Source organism: Acinetobacter gerneri DSM 14967 = CIP 107464 = MTCC 9824, from assembly GCF_000368565.1.
Classification (GTDB): Bacteria; Pseudomonadota; Gammaproteobacteria; order Pseudomonadales; family Moraxellaceae; genus Acinetobacter; species Acinetobacter gerneri.
The window spans coordinates 421,305-445,890 of the sequence record NZ_KB849544.1; the positions used below are offsets into that span (position 1 = coordinate 421,305).

The window sequence follows — 24,586 nt, forward strand, 5'->3', positions numbered from 1 at the left end:
TCGGAAAGCTCATTTCTCACAAATGAGCAAGTCTCCCTTTGAAAAAGGGGGAAGTCAAGGCGGATTTAGGGAGATTTTAAAATCCCTCCCAACCTCCCTTTAGAAAAGGGAGGAGCTTTAAATATATAAAATGGAACATATGAAATGAAAAACGCATATATCATCGATGCTATTCGCACTCCATTTGGCCGCTATGCAGGTGGTCTAGCTCCTGTACGTGCTGATGATTTGGGCGCATTACCCATCAAAGCCTTGATCGAACGCAATCCATCAGTCAACTGGGAACAAGTCGACGATGTGATTTATGGCTGTGCAAACCAAGCAGGCGAAGATAACCGTAACGTTGCGCGTATGTCAGCACTTTTAGCGGGTGTACCATTTCAAGCACCAGCAACCACAGTCAATCGTTTATGCGGTTCATCGCTTGATGCTGTTGCGATGGCGGCTCGTGCCATTAAAGTCGGTGAAGCAAATCTCATCATTGCAGGTGGGGTTGAATCGATGTCACGTGCACCTTATGTGATGGGCAAGTCTGAAGGCGCTTTTGGCCGTACACAAAAAATCGAAGATACCACGATGGGTTGGCGTTTCATCAACCCAAAAATGAAAGAAATGTATGGCGTGGAAAGCATGCCGCAAACTGCTGAAAATGTCGCAGAACAGTTCAATGTCAATCGTGCTGATCAAGATGCATTTGCATTGACAAGCCAGCAACGTACTGCAGCTGCTCAAGCACGTGGCTTTTTCGATAAGGAAATTATTCCAGTTACGATCCCACAGCGTAAAGGCGATGCTGTCGTTGTTGCACAAGATGAACATCCACGTGCCTCAACGACTTTAGAAGGCTTAACCAAGCTCAAACCTGTTGTTAAGGCTGATGGTACAGTGACTGCTGGAAATGCTTCAGGAATCAATGATGGTGCTTGTGCCGTATTGATTGCTTCTGATGATGCAGTTCAAGCTTATGGTTTAAAAGCCCGTGCCAAAATCATCGGTGCGACTACAGTTGGTGTTGAGCCACGTATCATGGGCTTTGGTCCTGCACCTGCGATTAAAAAACTACTTAAACAAACAGGTTTAACACTGGAGCAAATGGATGTCATTGAACTCAATGAAGCATTTGCGGCGCAGGCGCTAGCCGTTACACGTGATCTTGGACTGCAAGATGGCGAAGCACGTGTCAATCCAAATGGTGGCGCGATTGCGATTGGTCATCCACTTGGCGCATCAGGTGCTCGTTTGGTGACTACAGCATTAAATCAACTTGAAGAGATTCAAGGAAAATATGCGCTTTGTTCAATGTGTATCGGTGTAGGTCAAGGGATTGCCTTGATTATTGAACGTGTATAAAGCCTATCTGTCATTCCCTTCTACATAAAGAAGGGAATGACTAAAGAATCAAATATAAAGGAATACTGATGCCAACATTTACATCCAATGATGCCGAAATCAATTATCAAACTTTTGGTGATGCTCACAACCCTGCCCTAATATTTTCAAATTCTTTGGGCACTAAATTTAGTATGTGGCAAACACAGATTGATTATTTTAAGACAAACCATTTTGTGATCTGTTATGACACACGTGGTCATGGTCAATCATCTGCTCCAAAAGGCCCTTATAGTATTGATCAGCTTGGTCAAGATGTTGTAAATTTATTAGATCATCTCAATATTGCAAAAGCTGACTTTTGTGGTATTTCAATGGGTGGATTAACTGGACAATGGCTTGCAATCAACAAGCCAGAACGTTTTAACCATGTAACTGTATGCAATACAGCAGCTAAAATCGGACAAGAACAAGCTTGGCTTGATCGTGCAAAACTTGTGCGCGAACAAGGTCTAAAACCGATTGCAGAAACCGCAGCATTACGTTGGTTTACCGAACCCTTTATCCAAAGCCACGCAGCAGTTGTGGACGCGATGAGTAACGATTTGGCAGCTGGCAGCTCCGAAGGTTATGCAAGTTGCTGTGAAGCTTTGGCTAAAGCGGATTTACGCGAACAACTTAAAACGATCCCAGTACCAGTGCTCATCGTTGCAGGTCAACAAGATCCTGTAACAACAGTGGTCGATGGTCAATATATGCTTGATCGCATTGAAAATGCAGAAATGTTTGAAATTAATGCTTCTCATATTTCAAATGTTGAATTGCCAAATGATTTCAACGTGGCATTGGACAATTTTATTTCTGCATAATCTGTATTAGATCAGCAATAAACATCAAATCGTTATAAAAATCCTCACCTCAGTGGGGATTTTTTATGTTAAATTTTCTTCTATCTCGTTAAAAACTTATAAATCTAATTGATAGCTATATTTTTATTATTTAATAATAAATGAGGAACCAAAATGATAAAAAACATATTAATCAGCACATTCATTGTGCTGATTTCAACACAAAGTTTTGCCAAAATTGAGACCTATAAAATCATATCTGGAGGTGGAAATGATGATATGCAATTAACCCTCCAAAACCAAAATTCCAAAAAATATACAGCATATTGCAATACAAAATGCGGTGATTGCTTTGAGCCAGACGATGAAATATCAACGCTAAAAAAACAATATATTGGTAAAAAAGTTCAAGCAGAAATTAAATTTGAACAGAATAAGGGTCGTGTTGCCGGTCCTTCGGATGATGAAAAATTCTATTTTATTAAATATATGAAACTCCTTTAATCCACCTAAATAGAGAAAACAATGAAAACTAAATTCATCAGTCTAGCCTTATCACTTGGTCTTTGCTCAACGCTGACTTATGCCAAACCTGCTGAATACACCATCGTACATGGTGGCGGTATCGATGATACTTTCTTAGAAATCAAAGATCAGAAAAGAATCTATAATGTCTATTGCCAAGAACTTTGCGGAAATTGGTTTTTAGAAGATCCAAATAGTGGTGGCGAACAAATAGATCCCAAATACGTCGGACGCAAAGTTCTCGCTGATTTTAAACTAGAAGTAAATAAAGGACGTATCGTCGGTCCGGCTGAAAATGAGAAGCTATATTTCTTTAAATCACTTAAATTACTCAATAAAAAATAAGCCATCACCAAGTACAAATAAACATTGAAAAACAAGGTAAAAATCAACTAAAAAGCAGCTCAAAATACGAAAAATCAGCACTTTTTTGAACTGCTCTTATGTTAGTCTAAGACTTGATTTATAATCTTGATATAAAAATTTCAAAAGGAATTCATCATGTTAGTGGTTGTTACAGGTGCATCAACAGGTTTTGGTTACCATATCAGTAAATTGTTAGTGGAACATGGTCACAAAGTCATTGGTGTCGCGCGCCGTGAAGATAAACTAGCTGAACTAAAAAATGAGTTAAAAGACCAATTTTATCCTCTCGTAATCGATATGACTGAGCTTGATTCGATCGCGACAAAACTTGAATCACTTCCAGAAGATTTCAAAATTGATAAAATTGATGCATTGGTCAACAATGCCGGCTTAGCACTAGGTTTAGCTAGTGCTGATAAAGCCAGCCTTGATGATTGGTATCGTATGATTGACACCAATATTAAAGGCCTAGTGACCATCACCCATGTTCTTTTGCCTTATTTTGTAAAAAACAATAAAGGAACGATCATCAACATGGGCTCGGTTGCTGGTAATTATCCTTACCCAGGTGCAAATGTTTATGGTGGAACCAAAGCCTTCGTTGAACAATTTAGTCTAAATTTACGTGCTGACTTGGCTGGATATAATATTCGCGTGACCAATATTGAACCGGGACTTTGTGGTGGTACAGAATTCTCCTTGGTACGTTTCCACGGCGACCAAAATAAGGCTGATAATGTCTATGATGGCGTTAAAGCGTTATCACCAGAAGATATTGCCAATACCGTAGACTGGATTTTAGCGCTTCCTGAGCATGTCAATGTTAACCGCATCGAACTCATGCCAGTGATGCAAAGTTTTAATGGTTTTAATGTCGTTAAAAAATAATAGACTCAAAAAAATGAGAGCTATACTTTAGCTCTCATTGAATTAAAAATGATCTCTCTCAGATGTTTATACAATAATTTTTGAAATTAATTTTGCTTCAACCAGTTTTTCTTCAGATAAATCTGATTTTAATTCAATCAGATATTTCCCATTTGAATATAAAATAGAATCATCTTTAACCGCAAAACTCATCACGCCTTTTTTAACCAGCGTTACTTGACCATCACGAGATCGTTTCATCAACTGCCAAGAATTTGGAATTGTGCCGGGGTATTTTTCACCCTTCTTACTATTTGCTTCTAGGTTCTTCTGTGCTTTGATCAAATTTCCTTCAACAAAAAGTTCCTCTTCAGACTTTTGTTTATCAATTGCTGGATTTTGCCCTGCCGTTTTCGAACTTGTTTTAAGTGACTCACCAGAATAACGTTGTGTGAAAAAGTCCAACCAACCAACGATTGCACGGATAATTTTAAACGGCGCTTGAATAATATCTTTAAAAAATCCAAAAGATGACTCCGTTTGCCCTGCCCTTAAATAAGGTCTTTGAATAAAATACAAAGAACCCTGCTGATCAATCTGAGGTTTTAGAAAATCATATTTAGGATCTGCAAATTTCGTTTCTAATTCACCAGTACTCAAATCCAAATGAAAAATTTCACGAGGACCAAGGAATACACCGTTTTCACCACCTCCTAACCCGCAAGAATCATAATAAATTTGGTCTACATGATGTGGATCAAAGATTGGATTTGCATCAATGCACTCCCCCTCAGTGATAAATTGGGAACGATTTGAATCCAAAGGTAAAATACACAAATGCGTCCCATAACCTTGTTGTTCTTGAACAGATAAGACCAAACGCTTTTTAAAATGATCAAATGCCATATCTTGGGCAATAAAATCATTTTTTCGGAGTACTAAACCTTCTGTATCTTGTAGATTTTGGATGGGTTTGATATTGATTGCCATCCCGTCGTCCAGTCTTGCACTATATATAATGTTTTCTGAATCCAAAACCACAGCATCTGTTGCATAGGCTAGACCATAGCCCTCATCTTCATCATAGCGATTGAGCCCCATAAACTGTGCCCCCGTGCCTTTCATTTTCCATTCTTTTCTTTGTCGAATTTCATCCAGATTTTTTTTATATTGATCAATTGCCTGACATGGCATAGTCACTGTCTTATTATTCTCATAAATATGAATTTGATTATTCGCAATAAAATATAATTTAGTCATCTTTTTTCCTTATCATCATTTATGTTTTTTAGTCATTTAAAAGTTTAAATAAACGTATAAAGAGCGAAAAACTCAAAAACATTGAAGTCCTTAATCTAGCATAAAATATAGCTTTTTTTTTATACTTATAACTTAAAAAATATTCAAATATTTAGCCAAATGCAAAACTTTAAAATGATTAATTACATACAATTCAATACATTTCCCCGCACAACATCGAGTTTATTTCTCATATTTTGAGAGATAAAGCAATTATAAAATGATATTGATTTCATAATACTTTTATTTCTTCTGTGTGCTTTTTTGTTGAATACAAGCCTTACTTTTTAAATTAAATTTTAAAATATATAAGTGACAAAACTTTGAATTACAATAATGTGAAATGGATAGGGATTTTATGGATTCAGCAAAAAAAGCAGAGTTACATGATGAAGCGGTAATCCTCCCTAAAAATAATTGAGTTTAAAAGTAGAAAATCGAATAACCTTGATTTAAGGAGATTTTCTATGAAAACATCTAAGTATTCAGACAGCTTGATCATGAGTATCTTGAAGCAAGCTGAAGCAGGAACACCCATACCGAACTTGTGCCGCGAACATGGTATGAGCTCTGCTACATTCTACAAGTGGAAGTCCAAATATGGCGGCATGGATCTTTCAATGATGACGCGGCTTAAAGAACTTGAGGCTGAAAATGCCCGTTTAAAACGCATGTATGCTGATGAGCGGCTAAAGTCAGACATCTTGCAAGATGCACTTTTAAAAAAGTTTTAAGGCCTGTTCAGCGAAAGTCACTTGCTCAGCAAGCTACTGAGCAATTTAAGATTTCAATCAGCATGGCCTGCTTAATTTTTAAAGTCAGTCAAACGTGTTATCGCTATAAAGCTCGTTTAGATGAAGAGAATCAACAGATTGCCGAATGGTTGATTCAATTAACCAATGATCATAAAACATGGGGCTTCAAGCTTTGTTTCCTGTATTTGCGTAATGTTAAAAAATACAAATGGAACCACAAACGTGTCTATCGCATTTATAAGGAGCTTGAGCTTAATTTAAGAATCAAGCCTAATAAGCGGATTAAACGAGAACAGCCTGAAACCCTTGCAGTACCGACAGCTAAGAATGAATCATGGTCAATGGACTTTATGTATGATCAACTCAGTGATGGACGTAGTTATCGAGTTCACAACGTGATTGATGACTATAATCGCGAGTCATTGGATATATTGATTGACTTTTCGTTGCCAGCAGAACGTGTGCTGAGAGGACTTGATCAGCTCATTGAATGGCGAGGTAAACCTAAACGCATTAGAACCGACAATGGCCCAGAGTATATAAGTGAGCTGATGGAAAAGTGGTGTGATCAGCATGGTATTGAGCATGTATTTACTCAACCAGGCAATCCACAGCAAAATGCATATGTTGAGCGATTTAATCGTACAGTACGTTATGAGTGTCTAAATCAATATTTATTTCGAGATCTGAGCGAGGTGCAGGACTATACAACTGACTGGCAGTACTTTTATAATCATGAACGACCTCATATGTCAGTAAATGGTTGTCCACCTATTTTTAAACAATAACAAGGCTTTAGATTTTCTACCCATTAATTCAATTAAAAATGGGGGTATTACCAAGCCAGTCGTGTCAAAGCGATCGTCGGAGCAGCTTCGGGGAATTTGGTTGAATGGTTTGATTTCTATATATATGCCTCATTTGCCATATATTTCCAACATGCCCTCACCGATCCAAATATGAGTGAATCCTCTAAAGCAATTTATGTTTGGGGGGTCTTTGCTGCAAGCTTCTTTATGCGTCCGATTGGGAGTTGGCTATTTGGTTGGATTGGTGATCGCTATGGTCGTAAAACCTCTATGACGATTTCGATTACCTTAATGGCGATTAGTTCATTTCTCTTTGCTGCATTGCCAACCTATGCGCAGGTTGGTGCCTTAGCACCATTTTTATTACTTGCGGTTCGCTTGTTACAAGGCTTATCCGTCGGTGGTGAGTACGGTACTGTCGCAACCTATATGAGCGAAGTCGCTCAAAAAGGTAAACGTGGTTTTTATTCTTCATTTCAATATGTCACCCTTTCTGGTGGTCAGTTATTAGCTAGCCTGCTTGGAGTGATCTTATTGGCGCTCATGAGTAAAGAACAACTTCAAGATGGTGGTTGGCGTATTCCATTTATCATCGGAGGATGTGTAGCCATTTTATCCTTCTTTGCTCGTCGTCACCTCAAAGAAACCTTAACAGAAGAAGACTCTAAAAAAGAAGGCTCTGGTAGCTTAAAAGAAATGCTTACCAAAGAATGGCGTCCTTTTTTATTAGTCGTTGGCTTTACCTCAGCAGGCTCACTGGTCTTTTATGTACTCACCGTTTATTCAAAAACCTATATTTCAAGTCTAGGCTTTAGCGATAAAATCACCGGTTATATGATGACCATTGCCTTATTTGTATATATGTGTGCACAGCCTATTTTCGGGATCATTTCCGATAAAATCGGGCGTCGAGCATCTATGCTGAGCTTTAGTATTTTATCTGCGATCTTTATCTATCCTGTGATGGTTTTTGGTATGCACCATTTCAGTTATTCGCCTGTGATTGTGACACTTTTACTCATTTTCTTGATGATGATTTTGAGTTTTTATACATCGATCAGCGGTATTGTGAAAGCTGAGATGTTCCCTCCATATGTGCGTGCGCTAGGCGTAGGCTTTGCTTATGCTGTTGGTAATGCCATATTTGGTGGTTCAGCTCCAGCTGTAGCGTTACAGTTCAAAAATGTAGGACATGAAAATACATTCTTTATTTATGTGATTATTATGCTTCTTATTTGTATTTTCTGTAGCTCTAAACTTCCGAAAAAACCAAAATATTTACATCATGATGATTAAATTTTGCACTCAATAGCAGATTAATTTACAAGCATAAATAATTATTTGAAAAAGGTCTTCAATAGACCTTTTTTAATTTATAAAATGAAAAAGTTCTGAATTAAATTGTTGTATTACATCACATTTGTTATAGTGGATACTCTAAACAATAATTTAAAACAAATGATGAAAAAACTTGTAATCTTTTCAGGTGCCGGCATGAGTGCTGAAAGTGGTATCAGTACTTTCCGTGATCATGATGGGCTTTGGGAAAACTATGATATTCAGCAAGTTGCAACACCAGAAGCATGGCAAAAAGACCCTGCGTTGGTTCAAAGATTTTATAATGAAAGGCGTAAAAATATCATAGACGCTGAGCCCAATCTTGCACATAAGATCATTGCTGATCTTGATAATTATTATAATACGCACGTCATTACGCAAAATATTGATGATTTACATGAACGTGCTGGCAGTCAAAATGTTCTACATTTACATGGCAATATTCGTTTAGCAAAAAGCTCTAAACCCGATGCTCAATATTCTCAAGAATTTTATCCTATAGAAGGTACTGAGCTTGATCTTGAAAAAGACAAATGCCCAGAAGGATATCCGCTTCGTCCGCACGTGGTGTGGTTTGGAGAAGCTGTTCCTGCCTATGAAGAAGCCATAAAACTCATTCACGATGCAGATATTTTCATCGTGATCGGTTCAACGCTTTCGGTATACCCTGTTGCTGGTTTGGTACATGGTATTCCAGAATATTGTGATGCTTATTATATCGATCCAAAAGCGGATGCCAGCCGTGTTCCTTATCTGTATCAATGTTTAAATATGACTGCAACTGAGGGTATGAAGTTGTTATTTAAACAGTTGCAGACCTAAATATCTCCATTTTGTCAGCTCAAAAAAATAGCCCGAAAATAGGGCTATTTTAAAAAATAGAATGAGAAGAAATTTTTTATTTAATAAAGCGTTTCATCAAAGAACGAACGCTTTTATATAAGATAATTCCTACAAAAATAACTAAATAAAGAGGCCAAATCGTCACTAAAATAACCAATAAATCCAATATGAACTGCCAACCATATAAAACGCCATTCCAAGCACGTTTCCAGAAACTATCACCATTCAAACGTGCAACCGCATCTATATCAACATCTATTCTTTCACGTACAGTCGCAGGTTGAGTTACGATGAGGTGAATCGTGCTATAGCGTACTCGATCTTGTACTTCCATATTGGTTAAACGTGCAATTTCATTTAATTCTGGACATTTTGAGTCGCTAGGAACGGTTTGTGTTTGGCTTATTTTTTCTTCCAATAACCGTAGTTCATATCGTTTAGCCGTATATTGTTGCTGATTGAGAAAATACATCAAAGGCAATAACGCATTGACAAAACCCGCCGCTTTTTCACTTGGAATTCGTACGATAATATCTGCACGCGGATTTACTTTCTCAAATATTTTAATTTTACCATCAGCAATTTTTTCAGATTGAGTATCAACAACGGTGAAGTCGATATTCTTTTGTTCAACAAAACCGCCTGCATCAAAAGTCAACTTATCAATATCAAGTGCTGTTTTAACAACATCTTTGGCAGTGAAGTCAACATTTGCTTCCCTGACCATGCGACGTGTAGCTTCTGCAGGATTGACTTGTGTATTTAAAATGACTTCAGGTTTTTGTTCTGTCGCTGGCGTAGTATTCGGTTCATGCACAGCTTCAGCTTGTGTAGCACTGTCTGTTGCAACTTGTGCAGCATCGGCAGCTTGAGCATCAGTTGACGCATCGCTAGCCGCTTCCTTTTTTGCACAACCAGAAATTAAGCTAATTAAAAGGAGTGTAAGTACAATCGATTTATTTTGCATTTTGTTCACTTTATTATAGAAATAGAATTGAATTATTAAAAATAAGTATATAAATTTTTTAATTTATTTCAATAAAATAATAAAGCGACAAATATTAAATTTATCGCCTTATTAAAATCAAGCACTTAGTACTTATAAAAAGTTCATCATGCCCATTAGCCCACTTGATTCATTTCTTCATAAGGGCGAACAGCAATTGCAGATACAAGATTTTCAAATGAGAAAATTTCATCCATTTGCTCTTTGCTCAATAGATTTTGCTCAAGTACCACTTCTTGTATTGTTTTATTTTGCGCAATACATAGCTTACCGATTTCATCACATTTCGCATGTCCTAAAATCGGGTCTAATAATGTCACGATACCGACACTACGCATCACAGCATCATGACAAGACTGAACATTTGCCTCGATACCTTGTATGCACTTTTCATCCAAACTTTGAATACCATTGATCAATAAATTGATGGATTCATTAATTGAAACTGCAATGACTGGTTCCATAACATTTAATTGCAACTGACCTGCTTCTGCTGCAAAGGTAATCGTTAAATCATTGCCGATGACTTTAAAAGCAATCTGATTGACTACTTCAGGTATAACAGGATTGACTTTTGCAGGCATGATTGATGAACCCGCCTGAAGCTCAGGCAAACGGATTTCTCCAAGCCCTGTACGAGGACCAGAACTCAAAAGACGTAAGTCATTACAGATTTTTGAAAGTTTTACTGCTAGACGTTTTAGGGTACTCGATAAAATAATAAATACACCACAGTCACTGGTTGCTTCAACATAATCTTCAGCACCCGTCAGATTTAATCCTGTGATTTGTTTAAGATTTTCACCAACTTCAGCGGCATAACCATGCGGTGTATTGACCCCAGTACCGATCGCTGTTGCACCCAAGTTAATTTCAAGTAATAAATTACGCGTACGCTGGATCAGACGCACATCCTCTTTTAACAAAGTCGCGAATGCGTGAAATTCTTGACCTAAGGTCATCGGCACTGCATCTTGCAATTGGGTACGCCCCATTTTTAAGACATTTTGAAATTCGACTGATTTGTCGATGATGCTATGGATCAACTTATTCATTTGTTGAATCAATCCATCCAAAGCATAGAACGTCGCCAAACGTAATGCTGTAGGATAAACATCATTGGTTGATTGAGATTTATTTACGTGATCATTTGGGTGAATAATACTATAACTACCTTTTTCATAGCCCAAATAGCCCAGTGCAATATTGGCGATGACTTCATTGGTATTCATGTTGATTGAAGTACCAGCTCCACCTTGGAAGACATCTGATGGAAATGAACTTCCCCAATTTTCAGGTTGTGCAATCAACTCATCACATGCACGCTGAATCGCCTCACTGATTTGTTCAGAAATTTTGCCAAATTTGAGATTGGCTTGTGCTGAAGCTTTTTTGACTTGGGCTAAAGCACGGATAAAATGTAGTTGCTCACCCACTGTATGCGTAGAAATTTTAAAGTTTTCTAAAGCACGTAATGTGTGAATACCATAATAACAATCTACAGGCACCTCTTTAGCACCTAGGAGATCTTTTTCTATTCTTGTTTTCGCCGCTTGAACCGTTTCCACTTTAAATACTCACAATATGCACAATCATGGTGCAGTAACAAAATGTTAAACCTTCGATATACAGAATCTAGATTTAATTTATATATTTTAGCAATACATTATTAAGATTATATATTCTATTGTTTAGTTTGTAACTTTGTGTAATTTATATATTAACATATCATATTATTTTAAAATATAAAATGAAGATTAATCATTTTAAAAAATACTATCACTTATTTTAATTAAAGCGCATTTATTTATTAAAAAATCGCTTTGTAAAGAAATGTACATTTTGCAACACAAGGCTCTCATAAACACATTATAAAAATTACATCCTTTGTTTTTGATTTTGTGGTTGAATCTCGGCATTAGTGAATCACTATAAAAATAAACTTGGAATATAGATCCAATGGAAAAAGGATACCTTTTATGGATTTTTTAAACCCGACCGTTATTACCTTTATTTTTTATATCATCGCAATGGTCTGTATTGGACTCTATGCATATAAATCAACCTCAGACTTCTCAGATTATATTTTGGGTGGTCGTAGTTTAGGAAGTTTTGTTACTGCTTTATCCGCTGGTGCATCTGATATGAGTGGTTGGTTACTCATGGGTTTGCCTGGTGCGATTTATTTATCTGGTCTTTCTGAAGCTTGGATTGCCATAGGTCTAATCATCGGTGCATGGTTAAACTGGCTCTTAGTTGCAGGTCGACTGCGTGTGCATACTGAAGTACAAAATAATGCTTTAACATTGCCTGACTATTTCACTAGTCGTTTTGGTGATCATAAAAAAGTTTTACGTATTATTTCTGCTTTGGTCATTTTGGTATTCTTTGCGATCTACTGTGCTTCAGGCATGGTGGCTGGTGCTCGTTTGTTTGAAAGTATCTTTGGATTGTCTTATACAACAGCGCTTTGGATCAGTGCAATTGCAACGATTAGCTATGTGTGTATCGGTGGCTTCTTGGCAATCAGTTGGACCGATACCTTCCAAGCAGGTTTAATGATTTTTGCTTTATTACTCACTCCGATCATCACGTATTTGGCTTTAGGTGATACTAGCCAATTCGCACATTTATTGGAAACTGCACGCCCACATGCAACCAATATGCTGACTGGATTGAGTTTTGTAGCGATTATTTCCTCTTGTGCTTGGGGTTTGGGCTATTTTGGTCAACCGCACATTTTGGTCCGTTTCATGGCAGCAGATTCAGTACGCTCTATACCGATGGCACGTAAAATCGGTATGTCTTGGATGATTTTATGTCTAGGTGGTGCTGTAGGTGCTGGTTTTATTGCGATTGCGTATTTCCAAGCTCATCCTGATTTGGCTACTGCAGTGACTCAAAACCCTGAAACGGTATTTATGGAATTGACCAAAATTTTGTTCAATCCATGGGTTGCCGGTATTGTTCTTGCTGCGATTTTAGCAGCAGTAATGAGTACTTTGAGTTGTCAACTTTTGGTTTGTTCAAGTACCTTAACTGAAGATTTATATAAAGGATTTGTCCGTAAAAATGCCACTCAAAGTGAGTTGGTGTGGGTCGGTCGTTTAATGGTTCTTGCCATTTCAGTTTTGGCAATCTTCCTTGCACTTAACCCAAGTAGTAAAGTTTTAGGTTTAGTTTCTTATGCATGGGCGGGCTTTGGTGCAGCATTTGGACCATTGATTATCTTGTCTTTGTTCTGGAAACGCATGACTTTAAACGGAGCATTGGTCGGAATCATCTTAGGTGCTTCTACCGTTATTATCTGGAAAAACTATTTTGCCCAATCTACTGGATTGTATGAAATCGTACCAGGTTTCTTCCTTTCACTGATCAGTATCATTGTGGTGAGCTTACTCGATAAAGCGCCTTCACAAGATGTCATTGATCGTTTTGAAAAAGCAGATCAGCTTTATAAAACTGAAATGCAAAATTTGAAAAATCCAGCTTTTAATCCTAAAACTGAATTAAATATGGATTGATTTAATCCAATTCTCCCACCAAGCCCAGTGTGTTCACTGGGCTTTTTAATGTATATGAGTATATTGACCAAGCATAAAAATGAAATAACAATGTTATTTCATTTTTAAAATACAAAAACTCAAATATCCAAGCCAAGCAGATACCGAAAAAATGCTGAGTTATATTTATCAAAATAATCAGAATAAAACGCCAAATGATATGGAGATCTATTACATCAAAACCAGTTTGAACAAATACCCAAATTTATATACCCAGCAGTTTCAAAAAAATGAATATCACGCCATTAATCAAAAAATTAATTTCAAAATCACGCAATAATTCATTATTTCTTTGGTTTTGTTTTAAAATTTAAATTGACTTGGTTGCTTTCCTTGATGACTTCCATCACAGGATAGCTACGTGTTTCTTTAACACCTGGCAATTGCCACAACACCTGCCCTGATATACGGCGGAATTCTTCCATATTTGCACAGCGTATTTTGACTAAAAAATCAAATCCCCCACTGATCATATGACATGCCACAATCTCTGGATACTGCACAACAGCGTGTGAAAAATCATCCAAAATATTGGGTGTTGTCTTATCTAAAAGTATCTCAACAAAGACCACAAAACTGGCATTGAGCAGATCAGGATTGAGCTTGGCTTCATAGCCCAATATAAATCCTTCACTCCCCAATTTTTGCACACGAGCCAGTGCCGCAGTCGGCGATAGGTTAACGGCTTCAGCCAATTTGATGTTGGAAATTCGACCGTCATTTTGCAGGATATCTAAAATCCGAATATCTATGCGATCTAGGGTTAAAAAAGCACTTGTCATGAAATATATCTCTAAAAGATGCCTCAATTTTAGTGAGTTCTGCGGCATTTATTCTGTAATCATAAATTAAATACTAGATCCCACTCAAGATTAATTTTTATCTCAAGCCTTTTTCGTCACAGGATGTTGACATGAATATGTTGGATAACACTTTGCAATCAGACCTCCCTCCCCCGAGTTTTGACTATATTACTGAATTTAAAGAAAAGAATGATTTTGAAGAAGCCATCAATAGCGCGTGGCGTCGCCCAGAATCTGAATGCGTCGAAAATTTACTTGCCAATGCCAATATTCCCGATGAATTGAATACAAAAATTCATGACTTAGCTTTTGACCTCGCACACAGCTTAAGAGAACAAAAAAGTGCTTCTGGCAAAGCAGGCATCGTACAAGGCTTACTGCAAGAATTTTCTTTATCTTCTCAAGAAGGTATCGCTTTGATGTGTCTTGCTGAGGCTTTATTGCGTATCCCTGATACTGCAACCCGTGACCTTCTGATCAAAGACAAAATTAACCAAGGCAACTGGAAAGACCATTTGGGTCAAAGTAGCTTAATGTTTGTCAATGCAGCTGCTTGGGGCTTGATGCTCACAGGCAAATTGATGGAAACCCCTAAACAAAATAGCCTTTCAGGTATTTTGACGTCTTTATTGGCTCGTAGTGGACGCGGTATCATCCGTAAAGCTGTCGATGTTGCTATGCGTATGATGGGTGAACAGTTTGTGACTGGCGAAACCATCGAAGAAGCGCTTGATCATGCCAAAGTACTTGAAGATAAAGGCTTCCGCTATTCATATGATATGTTAGGTGAAGCGGCCCTCACCGACCATGATGCTGATCGTTATTTTGATGACTATACCAATGCGATTCATGCAATCGGCAAAGCGTCAAAAGACAAAGATGTCTATGACGGTCCGGGTATTTCAATCAAACTTTCAGCACTGCATCCTCGTTATGTCCGTGCCCAAACTGATTTGGTTCATCAAGAGCTCTATCCTAAGATTTTAAATTTAGCGCTTTTAGCTAAAAATTATAATATCGGTCTCAATATCGATGCTGAAGAATCTGAGCGTTTAGAGATTTCTCTAGAACTTTTAGAACGCTTATGCTTTGAACCTGCACTCAGTGATTGGAAAGGAATTGGCTTTGTGATCCAAGCCTACCAAAAACGTTGCTTCTACGTCGTTGACTATGTGATTGATCTAGCGAAACGCAGTGAAAAACGCCTCATGATCCGCTTAGTTAAAGGCGCATACTGGGACAGCGAAATCAAAAAAGCGCAAATTGACGGTATGACGGATTATCCAGTATTTACCCGCAAAGTTCATACAGATTTGTCTTATATTGCTTGTGCGAAAAAGCTTTTGGCAGCCCCTGAAAATATCTACCCTCAGTTTGCAACACACAATGCTCAAACATTGGCGACAATCTACCAGTTGGCAAATCCTGAAAAATATTATAATGGTCAATACGAGTTCCAATGCTTACATGGCATGGGTGAACCATTGTATCAACAAGTGGTTGGTAATGTTGCTGATCAAAAACTTGGTGTTCCATGTCGTATCTATGCGCCAGTCGGTAACCATGAAACCCTGCTCGCCTATTTAGTGCGACGTTTATTAGAAAATGGTGCAAATACATCATTTGTTAACCGTATTGCAGACAAAACCATCGAGCTCGAAGATCTGATTGAAAATCCTGTTCAAGAAATCCAAGCTTCAGCAAAAAAAGAAGGTGTGGTGGGTCGAAAGCACCCTGCGATTCCTTTGGCAGCAGATCTTTATCAACCTGTACGTGAAAACTCAGCAGGTCTTGATTTAGCTGATGATTCAGTGCTCAAAGAGTTAAATGATAAAGTACAAAAATACATCCAACATACGTGGACTTGCCAACCTGAAATCGCAGGTCTAAATGATGCAGATTTTGACAACATCATCGCTCAAGAAATCCGTAATCCTTCAAAACATGCCGACATCGTTGGTACTGTAAAAGAAACAGCATTGGATCAAATTGATACTGCATTAACTCAAGCAGAACAAGCTTTTATCGAATGGAATCAAACAGATCGCCAACAACGTGCAGCTATCTTGCTAAAAGCATCGAACATGATGCAGGCACGTATCCAAGAATTGATGGTTTTACTCAATCGTGAAAGTGGTAAAACCTATAGCAATGGTATCGCTGAAGTTCGAGAAGCTGTTGATTTCTTAAAATATTACTCAGCACAAACTGAATCATTATCAACTGAGCAAAATTTCCAAGCATTGGGTCCTGTACTTTGTATTAGTCCATGGAACTTCCCATTGGCTATTTTTACAGGGCAAATTGCAGCTGCTTTGCTCGCTGGAAATACCGTTCTTGCAAAACCTGCTGAACAAACTCCGCTGATTGCTTCTGTTGCTGTACAAATTTTACATGAAGCTGGTGTACCTAAAGCCGTTTTACAACTTGTACCTGGTCAAGGTGAAACCGTTGGTTCTGCACTCAGTCAAGATGCTCGAATCCAAGCAGTCATGTTTACAGGTTCTACTGCTGTCGCTAAAATTTTGCAAAAAACACTCTCTACTCGTCTCAGCCATGAGCAACGCCCTATTCCGCTTATCGCAGAAACAGGTGGTCAAAATGCGATGATCGTAGATTCTTCAGCATTAACTGAACAAGCTGTGCTCGATATCGTAAGTTCTGCTTTTGACAGTGCAGGTCAACGTTGTTCAGCATTACGTCTCCTTTGCGTACAAGAAGATAATGCAAAAAATCTGATCAACATGCTCAAAGGTGCGATGCAGCAACTGATTGTTGGTAATCCAATTTATTTAAAAACCGACATCGGTCCTGTGATTGATTTGGAAGCAAAACAGAATATCGACCAACATATTGAAAAAATGAAAAGCAAAGGTCATGCTGTTTTCCAATTGGCTCGCAATGCCAATGATGAAAGCTTGCAAGCAGGTACTTTTGTATGCCCAACATTGATTGAGCTACCAGATTTAAATGACTTACAAAAAGAAGTCTTTGGTCCTGTGCTACACGTAATTACTTATAAATATGGTGAATTGGACAAATTGATCGCCAATATCAATGCTAAAGGTTATGGCTTGACCATGGGTCTACATACTCGAATCGATGAAACGATCCAATATGTAAGCCAGCATGCCGAAGTGGGCAATTTGTATATCAACCGCAATATCGTAGGTGCTGTCGTAGGGGTGCAACCTTTTGGTGGCGAAGGTCTGTCTGGTACAGGTCCTAAAGCTGGCGGATCATTGTATTTACACAAACTCATGCAAGCACATCCTGATCTTAAATCACAAGCTTTTGGGACATTGGAAAAATTCAATGCTGTGCCTGAGCAAAGTCTTCATCAAGAATTTAAAACTTGGGCGGCGACGAAATTTCCACAAGTTAAATTGCAGGATCATACGCACAATCCAGTCGGTATCTACCGTTTGCCAACACCAACGGGCGAGACCAACCATTATGCGATTGTACCGCGCAATCAAATCTTATGTATTTCTGCTCAAGATGATGATTTTGTTCAACAACTCAATGCTGTGTTTGCGCTCAATACAACGCCAGTTGTACTCGCTGAAAACAGTTTTGTTTTGAAATATCTCAATAGCATGCCGACGAAACTCAAACAAAGTTTCAAAGTCATCGCAGATATAAGCAAGGGTGAATTTGATGTGGTATTACACCGTGGATCACAAAGCTCACTACAAAACTTGCAAACACAAATCGCCAATCGTGATGGAGCAATCATCGGTATTTATCACTTGCAACAAGATGATGAAACCATTGCCCTGCACCGTTTAGTCTTTGAGCGTGCGATCAGTACAAATACGGCTGCTGCGGGCGGAAATGCGAGTTTAATGACTTTAGATGATGCATAAATAAAATCTAAGAAAATAAAGAAATACCCACTTCAGCGTTTCCAAGCCAATGACATGGCTTGGAATTTTTTTGGCTTTTAAATATACTCAATATTTCCCGATGCTTATAAAAATATGCTGACATTTCTTATTCCTTTTCTTATTGCAGTCACCTTATTAACCCTTACGCCAGGTTTAGATACTGCACTGATTATTAGAACTGCGACCGTTGAAAATAAACAAACTGCATTAAAAGCAGCACTCGGTATCAACTTAGGCTGTATCTTGTGGGGCATACTTGTGGCGTTTGGTGTGGCAACCATTTTGCAGCAATCTATTATCGCATTTACAATTTTAAAATGGTGTGGTGCAGCTTATTTGGCATGGATCGGAATAAAACTTCTCATACATCCTCAACAGCATATTGATATCGAAGCAAATTTAACACTTAAATCAAATCCAAATTGGTTTCTGCGTGGGCTATTTGGCAATTTACTGAACCCGAAAATAGGCATTTTTTATATTTCATTTTTACCACAATTTGTACCGACACATGCGACACATCCAAGCTTATGGATCATGTTCCTCGTCTTTTTACATGTATTTATTGGTTTTACTTGGTGCAATTTTCTAATATTTTTCTCGCAAAAATTAAATCATTTACTGAAAAGTAGAAATTTCATTAAAAACATGGACAGAGTGACTGGCATTATATTTTTTGCGTTTGCGATTAAATTAGTTTTCAGTAAAAGATAAATTTGAAATCATCGTGCAAATGAAAACTTTCCCAAGCTAAAAACATGTTTTTTTGATACCATGCTCTTTTGCACTATGTTTGTGATTTTTCTGTTTTATGACTGCATCTTATCAACAACAGCTTCAAGCCAAAATCGATCGAATTACTGAACAATTTTCAGAGTTTAATCCACCTGCTCTCGAAGTGTTCCAATCGCCTGAACAACATTTCCGTATGCGTGCAGAGTTTCGCATTTGGCATACTGAAAATGATATGTTCTATGCAATGTTTGAACGCAATACAGAAGATCAACAGAAAAAAGTGATTCGTATTGATCAGTTCCCTATTGCTGATGAAAATATCAACCGTTTAATGCCTGTACTTTTAAATGAACTTAAAGCCGATGAAGTTTTATCTAAGCGACTTTTTGAAGTGCATTTTATAACGACATTAAAAGGTGAAACACTGGTTTCACTGATTTATCACCGCAAACTTGACGAAGATTGGCAACCCAAAGCGACCGCGCTTGCAGAAAAATTAAATATCAAAATGATTGGTCGTAGCCGTGGGCAAAAATTCGTTTTGAGTGACGAGTTTGTGGTTGAAGAATTACAGGTTTTTGATCGTACATTTAAATATAAACAAATCGAAAGTAGCTTTACTCAACCCAACGCTCAAGTTTGTCAAAAAATGTTGGAATGGGCATGTAATTCTGTCGCTGGAGAAAATCAAGATCTACTTGAACTCTACTGCGGAAATGGCAACTTTACCCTTCCACTTTCGCTACATTTCAAGCGTGTTTTAGCAACCGAATTGGCTAAGTCTTCAGTCTATGCTGCAAAATGGAATATCGAACAAAATCATATTGATAATATCCAGATTGCACGTTTATCAGCAGAAGAATTTACTGAAGCCTATCAAAGTAAACGTGAATTTAGACGTTTACAAGAAGCGGAAATTGATATCCAAAGTTATCAATTTGATACCGTGTTTGTCGATCCTCCACGTGCAGGGATCGATGATGACACATTGAAATTATTACAAGATTTTGATCGTATTTTATATATTTCATGCAATCCAGATACTTTGTTTGAAAATCTAAAAACACTGACACAAACGCATAAAATTGAAAAATTTGCGTTATTTGATCAATTTCCATATACCCACCATGTCGAATCTGGCGTACTGCTACAAAAGATTTAAACAATTTATTTCATTGTAAAAATTGCCATATTATTTATGTGGCATTTTTATACGATATATTCATAAGTAAATCATTTAGTTAATTAGACCCTTTTATAAGATACTGGTCATTATTTTGTCATACACTTGTTTTAATGCGCAAAATTGAAGCATTTGAACGCATAAGGTCATCATGCAAGACTTGTATTTTATTTTATATTGGCTATATTTCGAACTATGTTTGGCTATGTATGAAGGCTCTATGAGTTTTTGGCAAAAGCTGTTTATGGCAAATCAACAGCATAACGAGCATAAAAATCAAATTGCTTGTGTTGAAAATGATTGCTCTTGTAAGTCTAACGATCAGCTTCTCAAAGCGTTGTTAAATGCACATGATGAAGATGTGATTGCTGGAATTAAAAAAGTATTAATGTCGCGAGGCTTTAATAAAAAAGAGTTAAACGATCTTCTGCATCCACCTATTCAATAGTCATGGATGGCAACAAAAAGCACTTAGACCTCTAAGTGCTTTTTTATTTTCATTTTAATATCTTGCTAAGCACGATCATATTTTCCTTCATCTCAAAAAAATTGATCTAAGCGAAGCCAATGACCGAAAATCCCCCCTTAAATATGCCGATTGCCCCCTTTTTTTGATCATTAAAAATATGATTCACTCATCATGTCTAAGTTATTTATTCAAAATGATATTCTCATTATTTTCTGTTCGGGAAGAACAGACATAGCACCGTGAATTTAAATAGCTCAGATATAAAAATGAATGACAATGAATATAAAATAATCACACAAGGATCGTGAGCAATGAAATTAAAGCCCGTCATTTTAAGTTTAGTTAGCTTATTGCCCAGTGCCTATATACATGCAGCCGCACTCGACCAATCAGGACAGTCGATTTTAGCTTTTCTGGAAGATAATAATTATTTTGAAGCCAGTATAACCGCAGTTGATCCCCACATCTCAGGACAAGTCCGTAATCGTGCTGATTTGGTCGGTGATAGCCAAGATCTAAGTACAGGCAATATGGGGAATAATTTTCAATATTATAATGCTGCACTCAAATTGCAATTGAACGATCAATTCGCCTTTGGACTGATCTATGATCAGCCTTATGGAGCGGATATTCGCTACCCGATGAAGCCCAATAATACTTTTTCAGATAATGAAATAAGTCAGCAAGCCACCTCAGTCAATGTCGATACACAAAACGTCAATTTGATATTGGGATATTCTCCAGTCAAAAATTTCCAAGTCTATGCAGGACCCGTTTATCAAACTGTAAAGGGAAATGTTGCGCTTCGGGGTAATTCTTATAGTATTTTCAGTGGCTATGATGCCAATTTTAAAGAAGACCATGCATTTGGTTGGTTAGCAGGACTGTCCTATCAAATTCCTGAGATTGCCTTAAAAGCTGCTATTACCTATCGCTCAAAAATAGACCATGATATTGATGCCCGTGAAAGCATCTATGGACAAGCCCTAGAACTAACTCAAGCCAATAAAACTAAAATTAGTACACCGCAATCTGTCAATATCGATTTTCAAACAGGTGTTTATAAAGATACTTTGGCCTATGCCAATTTACGTTGGGTCAACTGGAAAGATTTTGTGATACGTCCTACCCAGTTTGGCGCGATGACTGAAATGGCAACTGGGGAAATGACGCAGGGCTTATATGATGGTGGTTTTAATCTTGATGGTTATCAAAAAGATCAATATGGCATTACCTTAGGTCTAGGACACCAATTCAATCAACAATGGAGCGCTTCAGGAGAAGTCAGTTGGGACTCTGGTACGGGCAATCCTGCTTCCACCCTCAACCCAACGAAGGGTTCTGTCGGTGTTGGCTTGGGTGTGCAGTTTAACCCTGCACAAAATTATTTTATTGCGGCTGGCGTGAAGTATCTTTGGCTAGGTGATGCAACTGCTGAAGATGGTACATATTACCTCCCTATTCCGGGTATCAAACCTATCGCGGAACAAGCAGATTTTAAAGATAATTATGCGATGGCTTATGGTTTGAAAATTGGTTACCGATTCTAAACTTTGTTGATAGCAAAAGTTGATCAGAAAAATTTATCGTGCTTTCTGATCAACTACTAGGTTTTGTTCAATTTTAGCTGATAACTAAATTCAGTTGTAAAATGTCAACAAACCCTAGTATTTAGAATGAAACTTAAGGCTCCAACGACTTATTTTTACCATAAAATTCATTTGAATATTGCTCGATAAATTTGACCAACATCTGTAAGCTTTTATTCCATGTTTTCGGCTGATTGGCAATCAAATAAGTTTTTGAAAATGCCAAAGGTTCATCCAATTCAAAGATTTTCAATTGATCACAATACGGTGATTGCAAAATATAGCGCTCAGGCAAAATCGCACAGCCCATCGATAGCAATACACAATTTATAATACCGTCCAAGCTTCCCATTTCTATAATCTGAGAAGCAGGTACATGATGGCTTTGTAAAAATAATTCAATAACTCGACGATATGAGCACCCTTGTTTAAATGCTATAAACCGTGAATTGTGTAATGATTTTGCATTCAACTCTATTTCACTTTGTTTAGAGCTCACCAGTACCAGTTTCTCAGTCCAAACATGCATACTAAACAAATTTTCGATTGGATCACTATGTGCAACAAAAGCACAGTCTATTTTCCAGTTTTCAACTAAATCAATTAATTCACGCGTAGGTGCTGTATGCAAATCCAATTGAAAACGTGAATTGTGCTGAAAAATATATTGAAATAATGCAGGTAAATGCATCGCAGCAGCAGTTTCCATACTGCCCATTTTTACAGCAAAGGCTTGCTGATCGTCAGATAAAAAATGCGCCTTTGCCTGATGATGCAAGCGGACAATTTGTTCGGCATATCTCAACAAATCCTGACCCGCACTGGTGGCCTGTATAGGTGTCTGTCGAGTGACAATTTCACAATTCAGTTCATTTTCTAACTTTTTGATATGATTGGTAATATTGGATTGAACTGTATGTAAATGCTGTGCAGCATGAGAAAAACTGCCGTATTTTAGAACTGCCAAAAAAATTTCTAAAGATTTGAATTGCACAAGCACTATCTCAATTTAAGATACCATATATCAATCTAAATCATTTTACCTGATAATCAAGATAGGATTTAATAAACTCAAATAGAATTGGGATGTTTTCGATGAATGGAAGCACTTTAGAACAACAACCGTTAAACCATACAGATCAGTCCAAACAGATTAAACAATATATCTTGGCGGCAATTCTTGCCTTAGCCACCGTGCATTCCTTGGGTCGTTTCGCATTTACTCCACTTTTACCTTACTTTATTTCAGATGAATTGTTTAGCATTTCTCAAGGTGCTGATTTAGCCACAAGCAACTATTTAGGTTATTTATTGGGTGCTTTGGCTGCTATTTTTTTCTCAACACCACAGCAGCTTAAAAAATTTCTTCTGGTCAGTTTGGTCATTAACACCTGTATGACGATCGCGCAATGTTTTATTGCCGACTTTCAATGGGTCCTTTTGCTTAGGCTATTGAATGGGATTACCAATGGCATTGTTTTTGTCTTGGCCCCTGCTTTAGTCCTTGAATGGTTACATGAAAAAGGTAAGTCTAATCTAAGTGGTTTGGTCTATTTTGGGGTCAGCGGTGGCTTGATTTTAAGTGGAATTTTAGTCAGCGCATTTGCTGATATGTTTCATGCCCAATCCCGCTGGATTCCAATCGCTATCGCAGCGATTCCAATGACAATATATAGCCTTTACTATCTAGCTAAAATCCAACTTCAACCCAACCCTCATCTTGCAGATAAAACTAAAACTGAAGCTAGTACTAATACAAAGACCAAAACTGCTTTATTTGATCGAAACAGTACACCTTTGTTTTTAGCTTATATCGGCGCAGGTCTTGGTTATATTTTACCCATGACATTTTTACCGACCTTAAGCCATAGCGTACTGCATGAAGGTTCTTTTATCGCTAATAATATTTGGGTAATTACTTCACTTTCATCATTAATATTCACAGTATTTTGGAATCAAATCGGCGCAAAATTTGGTGACCGTTTTGCAATATCTTTATCCTATTGGGTGCAAGGTTTCGGAGTACTGGCTGTGCTTATTTTCCCCAATACTTTTGGTATTTTAATCTGTGCCATCTTTGTTGGCGCAGGATTTTTAGGCTCAGTCATGTGTACTCAACGTTTGGCTCGCTATTTCCAACCTCATCAAGGACCTAAACTTTCTGCGGCGATGATTACTATCTACGCAGGAGCGCAACTGTTCGGCCCAGGATTGGCAAAATGGATGATGCAAAATGGTGCTTCACTCACTCAATCCTTTTTGATTGGGCTAATTGCGTTTATCTGGGGAATTATTTGGATGTTCTTTGTGCCGAAGACCAAAAAAGTTCAGTAATATGGTCTTATTACCGACACATTTTCTTAAAATCA

The 24,586-nt window shown here is 37.7% G+C and carries 20 protein-coding genes; 15 read left to right on the plus strand and 5 right to left on the minus strand.

Annotation, left to right across the window (positions count from 1 at the left end):
• Positions 1-144: 144 nt before the first annotated feature.
• The 5 genes from pcaF to F960_RS13280 all read left to right on the plus strand — a co-directional run bounded on the left by pcaF (position 145) and on the right by F960_RS13280 (position 3,956).
• Positions 145-1,350, plus strand: a complete 1,206-nt coding sequence (pcaF, locus tag F960_RS13260; RefSeq protein WP_004865968.1) for a 3-oxoadipyl-CoA thiolase — start codon at positions 145-147, stop codon at positions 1,348-1,350.
• Positions 1,351-1,418: 68 nt separating this feature from the next.
• Positions 1,419-2,198, plus strand: a complete 780-nt coding sequence (gene pcaD, locus F960_RS13265) for a 3-oxoadipate enol-lactonase (RefSeq protein ID WP_004865970.1) — start codon at positions 1,419-1,421, stop codon at positions 2,196-2,198.
• A 153-nt stretch (positions 2,199-2,351) separates the two neighbouring features.
• Positions 2,352-2,681 (plus strand): hypothetical protein, encoded by a 330-nt coding sequence (locus tag F960_RS13270; RefSeq protein ID WP_004865972.1) that lies wholly within the window; start codon positions 2,352-2,354, stop codon positions 2,679-2,681.
• A gap of 21 nt (positions 2,682-2,702) precedes the next feature.
• The gene (locus F960_RS13275; RefSeq protein WP_004865974.1) at positions 2,703-3,047 is read left to right on the plus strand and encodes a hypothetical protein; all 345 of its coding nucleotides are present in this window, start codon (positions 2,703-2,705) and stop codon (positions 3,045-3,047) included.
• 156 nt (positions 3,048-3,203) lie between these two features.
• The gene (locus F960_RS13280; protein ID WP_004865976.1) at positions 3,204-3,956 is read left to right on the plus strand and encodes an SDR family NAD(P)-dependent oxidoreductase; all 753 of its coding nucleotides are present in this window, start codon (positions 3,204-3,206) and stop codon (positions 3,954-3,956) included.
• A gap of 66 nt (positions 3,957-4,022) precedes the next feature.
• On the opposite strand, the gene F960_RS13285 is transcribed toward F960_RS13280, so the two are convergent.
• On the minus strand, positions 4,023-5,195 hold the full coding sequence (locus F960_RS13285; RefSeq protein WP_004865978.1) for a hypothetical protein: 1,173 nt from the start codon (positions 5,193-5,195) through the stop codon (positions 4,023-4,025).
• Between the two features lie 506 nt (positions 5,196-5,701).
• Between F960_RS13285 and F960_RS13295 the strand changes: the two genes are divergently transcribed.
• The 3 genes from F960_RS13295 to F960_RS13305 all read left to right on the plus strand — a co-directional run bounded on the left by F960_RS13295 (position 5,702) and on the right by F960_RS13305 (position 8,958).
• A protein-coding gene (locus F960_RS13295; protein WP_085945815.1) for an IS3-like element ISAba20 family transposase occupies positions 5,702-6,777 on the plus strand; the annotation gives its coding sequence in 2 pieces (ribosomal slippage) (positions 5,702-5,954 and positions 5,954-6,777; 1,077 coding nt in all).
• Between the two features lie 72 nt (positions 6,778-6,849).
• Complete coding sequence (locus F960_RS13300; RefSeq protein ID WP_042073626.1) at positions 6,850-8,094, plus strand: MFS transporter; 1,245 nt, start codon at positions 6,850-6,852, stop codon at positions 8,092-8,094.
• 165 nt (positions 8,095-8,259) lie between these two features.
• Positions 8,260-8,958: an SIR2 family NAD-dependent protein deacylase gene (locus F960_RS13305; RefSeq protein WP_035374016.1), complete on the plus strand. Its 699-nt coding sequence runs from the start codon at positions 8,260-8,262 to the stop codon at positions 8,956-8,958.
• A 76-nt stretch (positions 8,959-9,034) separates the two neighbouring features.
• Here the strand turns inward: F960_RS13305 and F960_RS13310 are convergent, their stop codons facing one another.
• Positions 9,035-9,946, minus strand: coding sequence for a DUF4349 domain-containing protein (locus tag F960_RS13310; RefSeq protein WP_004865984.1), 912 nt, complete (start codon positions 9,944-9,946; stop codon positions 9,035-9,037).
• 155 nt (positions 9,947-10,101) lie between these two features.
• Positions 10,102-11,553 (minus strand): aspartate ammonia-lyase, encoded by a 1,452-nt coding sequence (gene aspA, locus F960_RS13315; protein ID WP_004865994.1) that lies wholly within the window; start codon positions 11,551-11,553, stop codon positions 10,102-10,104.
• Positions 11,554-11,964: 411 nt separating this feature from the next.
• On the opposite strand from aspA, the gene putP reads away from it, so the two are divergent.
• A complete protein-coding gene (gene putP, locus F960_RS13320) occupies positions 11,965-13,509 on the plus strand; it encodes a sodium/proline symporter PutP (RefSeq protein WP_004865995.1) in 1,545 nt (514 codons plus the stop codon).
• A 323-nt stretch (positions 13,510-13,832) separates the two neighbouring features.
• Here the strand turns inward: putP and F960_RS13325 are convergent, their stop codons facing one another.
• Positions 13,833-14,330: an Lrp/AsnC ligand binding domain-containing protein gene (locus F960_RS13325; protein WP_004865997.1), complete on the minus strand. Its 498-nt coding sequence runs from the start codon at positions 14,328-14,330 to the stop codon at positions 13,833-13,835.
• Positions 14,331-14,461: 131 nt separating this feature from the next.
• Here F960_RS13325 and putA point away from each other — a divergent pair, with 131 nt between their 5' ends.
• From putA to F960_RS13350, 5 genes are all read left to right on the plus strand, one after another.
• The gene (gene putA, locus F960_RS13330; RefSeq protein WP_004865998.1) at positions 14,462-18,220 is read left to right on the plus strand and encodes a trifunctional transcriptional regulator/proline dehydrogenase/L-glutamate gamma-semialdehyde dehydrogenase; all 3,759 of its coding nucleotides are present in this window, start codon (positions 14,462-14,464) and stop codon (positions 18,218-18,220) included.
• Positions 18,221-18,334: 114 nt separating this feature from the next.
• Positions 18,335-18,955, plus strand: a complete 621-nt coding sequence (locus tag F960_RS13335) for a LysE family translocator (RefSeq protein ID WP_004866000.1) — start codon at positions 18,335-18,337, stop codon at positions 18,953-18,955.
• 97 nt (positions 18,956-19,052) lie between these two features.
• Entirely contained in the window at positions 19,053-20,138 is a 1,086-nt protein-coding gene (trmA, locus tag F960_RS13340) for a tRNA (uridine(54)-C5)-methyltransferase TrmA (RefSeq protein ID WP_004866002.1), read from the plus strand.
• A gap of 241 nt (positions 20,139-20,379) precedes the next feature.
• Positions 20,380-20,607 (plus strand): hypothetical protein, encoded by a 228-nt coding sequence (locus F960_RS13345; protein WP_035374023.1) that lies wholly within the window; start codon positions 20,380-20,382, stop codon positions 20,605-20,607.
• Positions 20,608-20,939: 332 nt separating this feature from the next.
• On the plus strand, positions 20,940-22,178 hold the full coding sequence (locus F960_RS13350; protein WP_004866007.1) for an OmpP1/FadL family transporter: 1,239 nt from the start codon (positions 20,940-20,942) through the stop codon (positions 22,176-22,178).
• A gap of 133 nt (positions 22,179-22,311) precedes the next feature.
• Here F960_RS13350 and F960_RS13355 read toward each other — a convergent pair whose 3' ends face one another.
• Entirely contained in the window at positions 22,312-23,211 is a 900-nt protein-coding gene (locus tag F960_RS13355; RefSeq protein WP_004866008.1) for a LysR substrate-binding domain-containing protein, read from the minus strand.
• A 101-nt stretch (positions 23,212-23,312) separates the two neighbouring features.
• Between F960_RS13355 and F960_RS13360 the strand changes: the two genes are divergently transcribed.
• A complete protein-coding gene (locus F960_RS13360; protein ID WP_004866009.1) occupies positions 23,313-24,551 on the plus strand; it encodes a YbfB/YjiJ family MFS transporter in 1,239 nt (412 codons plus the stop codon).
• The last annotated feature ends 35 nt before the right edge of the window (positions 24,552-24,586 follow it).

Excerpts from the sequence above, each read along its gene's own strand:
- pcaD (WP_004865970.1), top strand. The coding sequence starts at position 1,419 with ATGCCAACATTTACATCCAATGATGCCGAAATCAATTATCAAACTTTT.
- trmA (WP_004866002.1), top strand. The coding sequence starts at position 19,053 with ATGACTGCATCTTATCAACAACAGCTTCAAGCCAAAATCGATCGAATT.
- F960_RS13275 (WP_004865974.1), top strand. The coding sequence starts at position 2,703 with ATGAAAACTAAATTCATCAGTCTAGCCTTATCACTTGGTCTTTGCTCA.
- putA (WP_004865998.1), top strand. The coding sequence starts at position 14,462 with ATGAATATGTTGGATAACACTTTGCAATCAGACCTCCCTCCCCCGAGT.
- F960_RS13335 (WP_004866000.1), top strand. The coding sequence starts at position 18,335 with ATGCTGACATTTCTTATTCCTTTTCTTATTGCAGTCACCTTATTAACC.
- F960_RS13360 (WP_004866009.1), top strand. The coding sequence starts at position 23,313 with ATGAATGGAAGCACTTTAGAACAACAACCGTTAAACCATACAGATCAG.
- F960_RS13280 (WP_004865976.1), top strand. The coding sequence starts at position 3,204 with ATGTTAGTGGTTGTTACAGGTGCATCAACAGGTTTTGGTTACCATATC.
- F960_RS13285 (WP_004865978.1), bottom strand. The coding sequence starts at position 5,195 with ATGACTAAATTATATTTTATTGCGAATAATCAAATTCATATTTATGAG.
- pcaF (WP_004865968.1), top strand. The coding sequence starts at position 145 with ATGAAAAACGCATATATCATCGATGCTATTCGCACTCCATTTGGCCGC.
- F960_RS13325 (WP_004865997.1), bottom strand. The coding sequence starts at position 14,330 with ATGACAAGTGCTTTTTTAACCCTAGATCGCATAGATATTCGGATTTTA.
- putP (WP_004865995.1), top strand. The coding sequence starts at position 11,965 with ATGGATTTTTTAAACCCGACCGTTATTACCTTTATTTTTTATATCATC.
- F960_RS13305 (WP_035374016.1), top strand. The coding sequence starts at position 8,260 with ATGAAAAAACTTGTAATCTTTTCAGGTGCCGGCATGAGTGCTGAAAGT.
- F960_RS13350 (WP_004866007.1), top strand. The coding sequence starts at position 20,940 with ATGAAATTAAAGCCCGTCATTTTAAGTTTAGTTAGCTTATTGCCCAGT.
- F960_RS13270 (WP_004865972.1), top strand. The coding sequence starts at position 2,352 with ATGATAAAAAACATATTAATCAGCACATTCATTGTGCTGATTTCAACA.
- F960_RS13310 (WP_004865984.1), bottom strand. The coding sequence starts at position 9,946 with ATGCAAAATAAATCGATTGTACTTACACTCCTTTTAATTAGCTTAATT.
- F960_RS13345 (WP_035374023.1), top strand. The coding sequence starts at position 20,380 with ATGAGTTTTTGGCAAAAGCTGTTTATGGCAAATCAACAGCATAACGAG.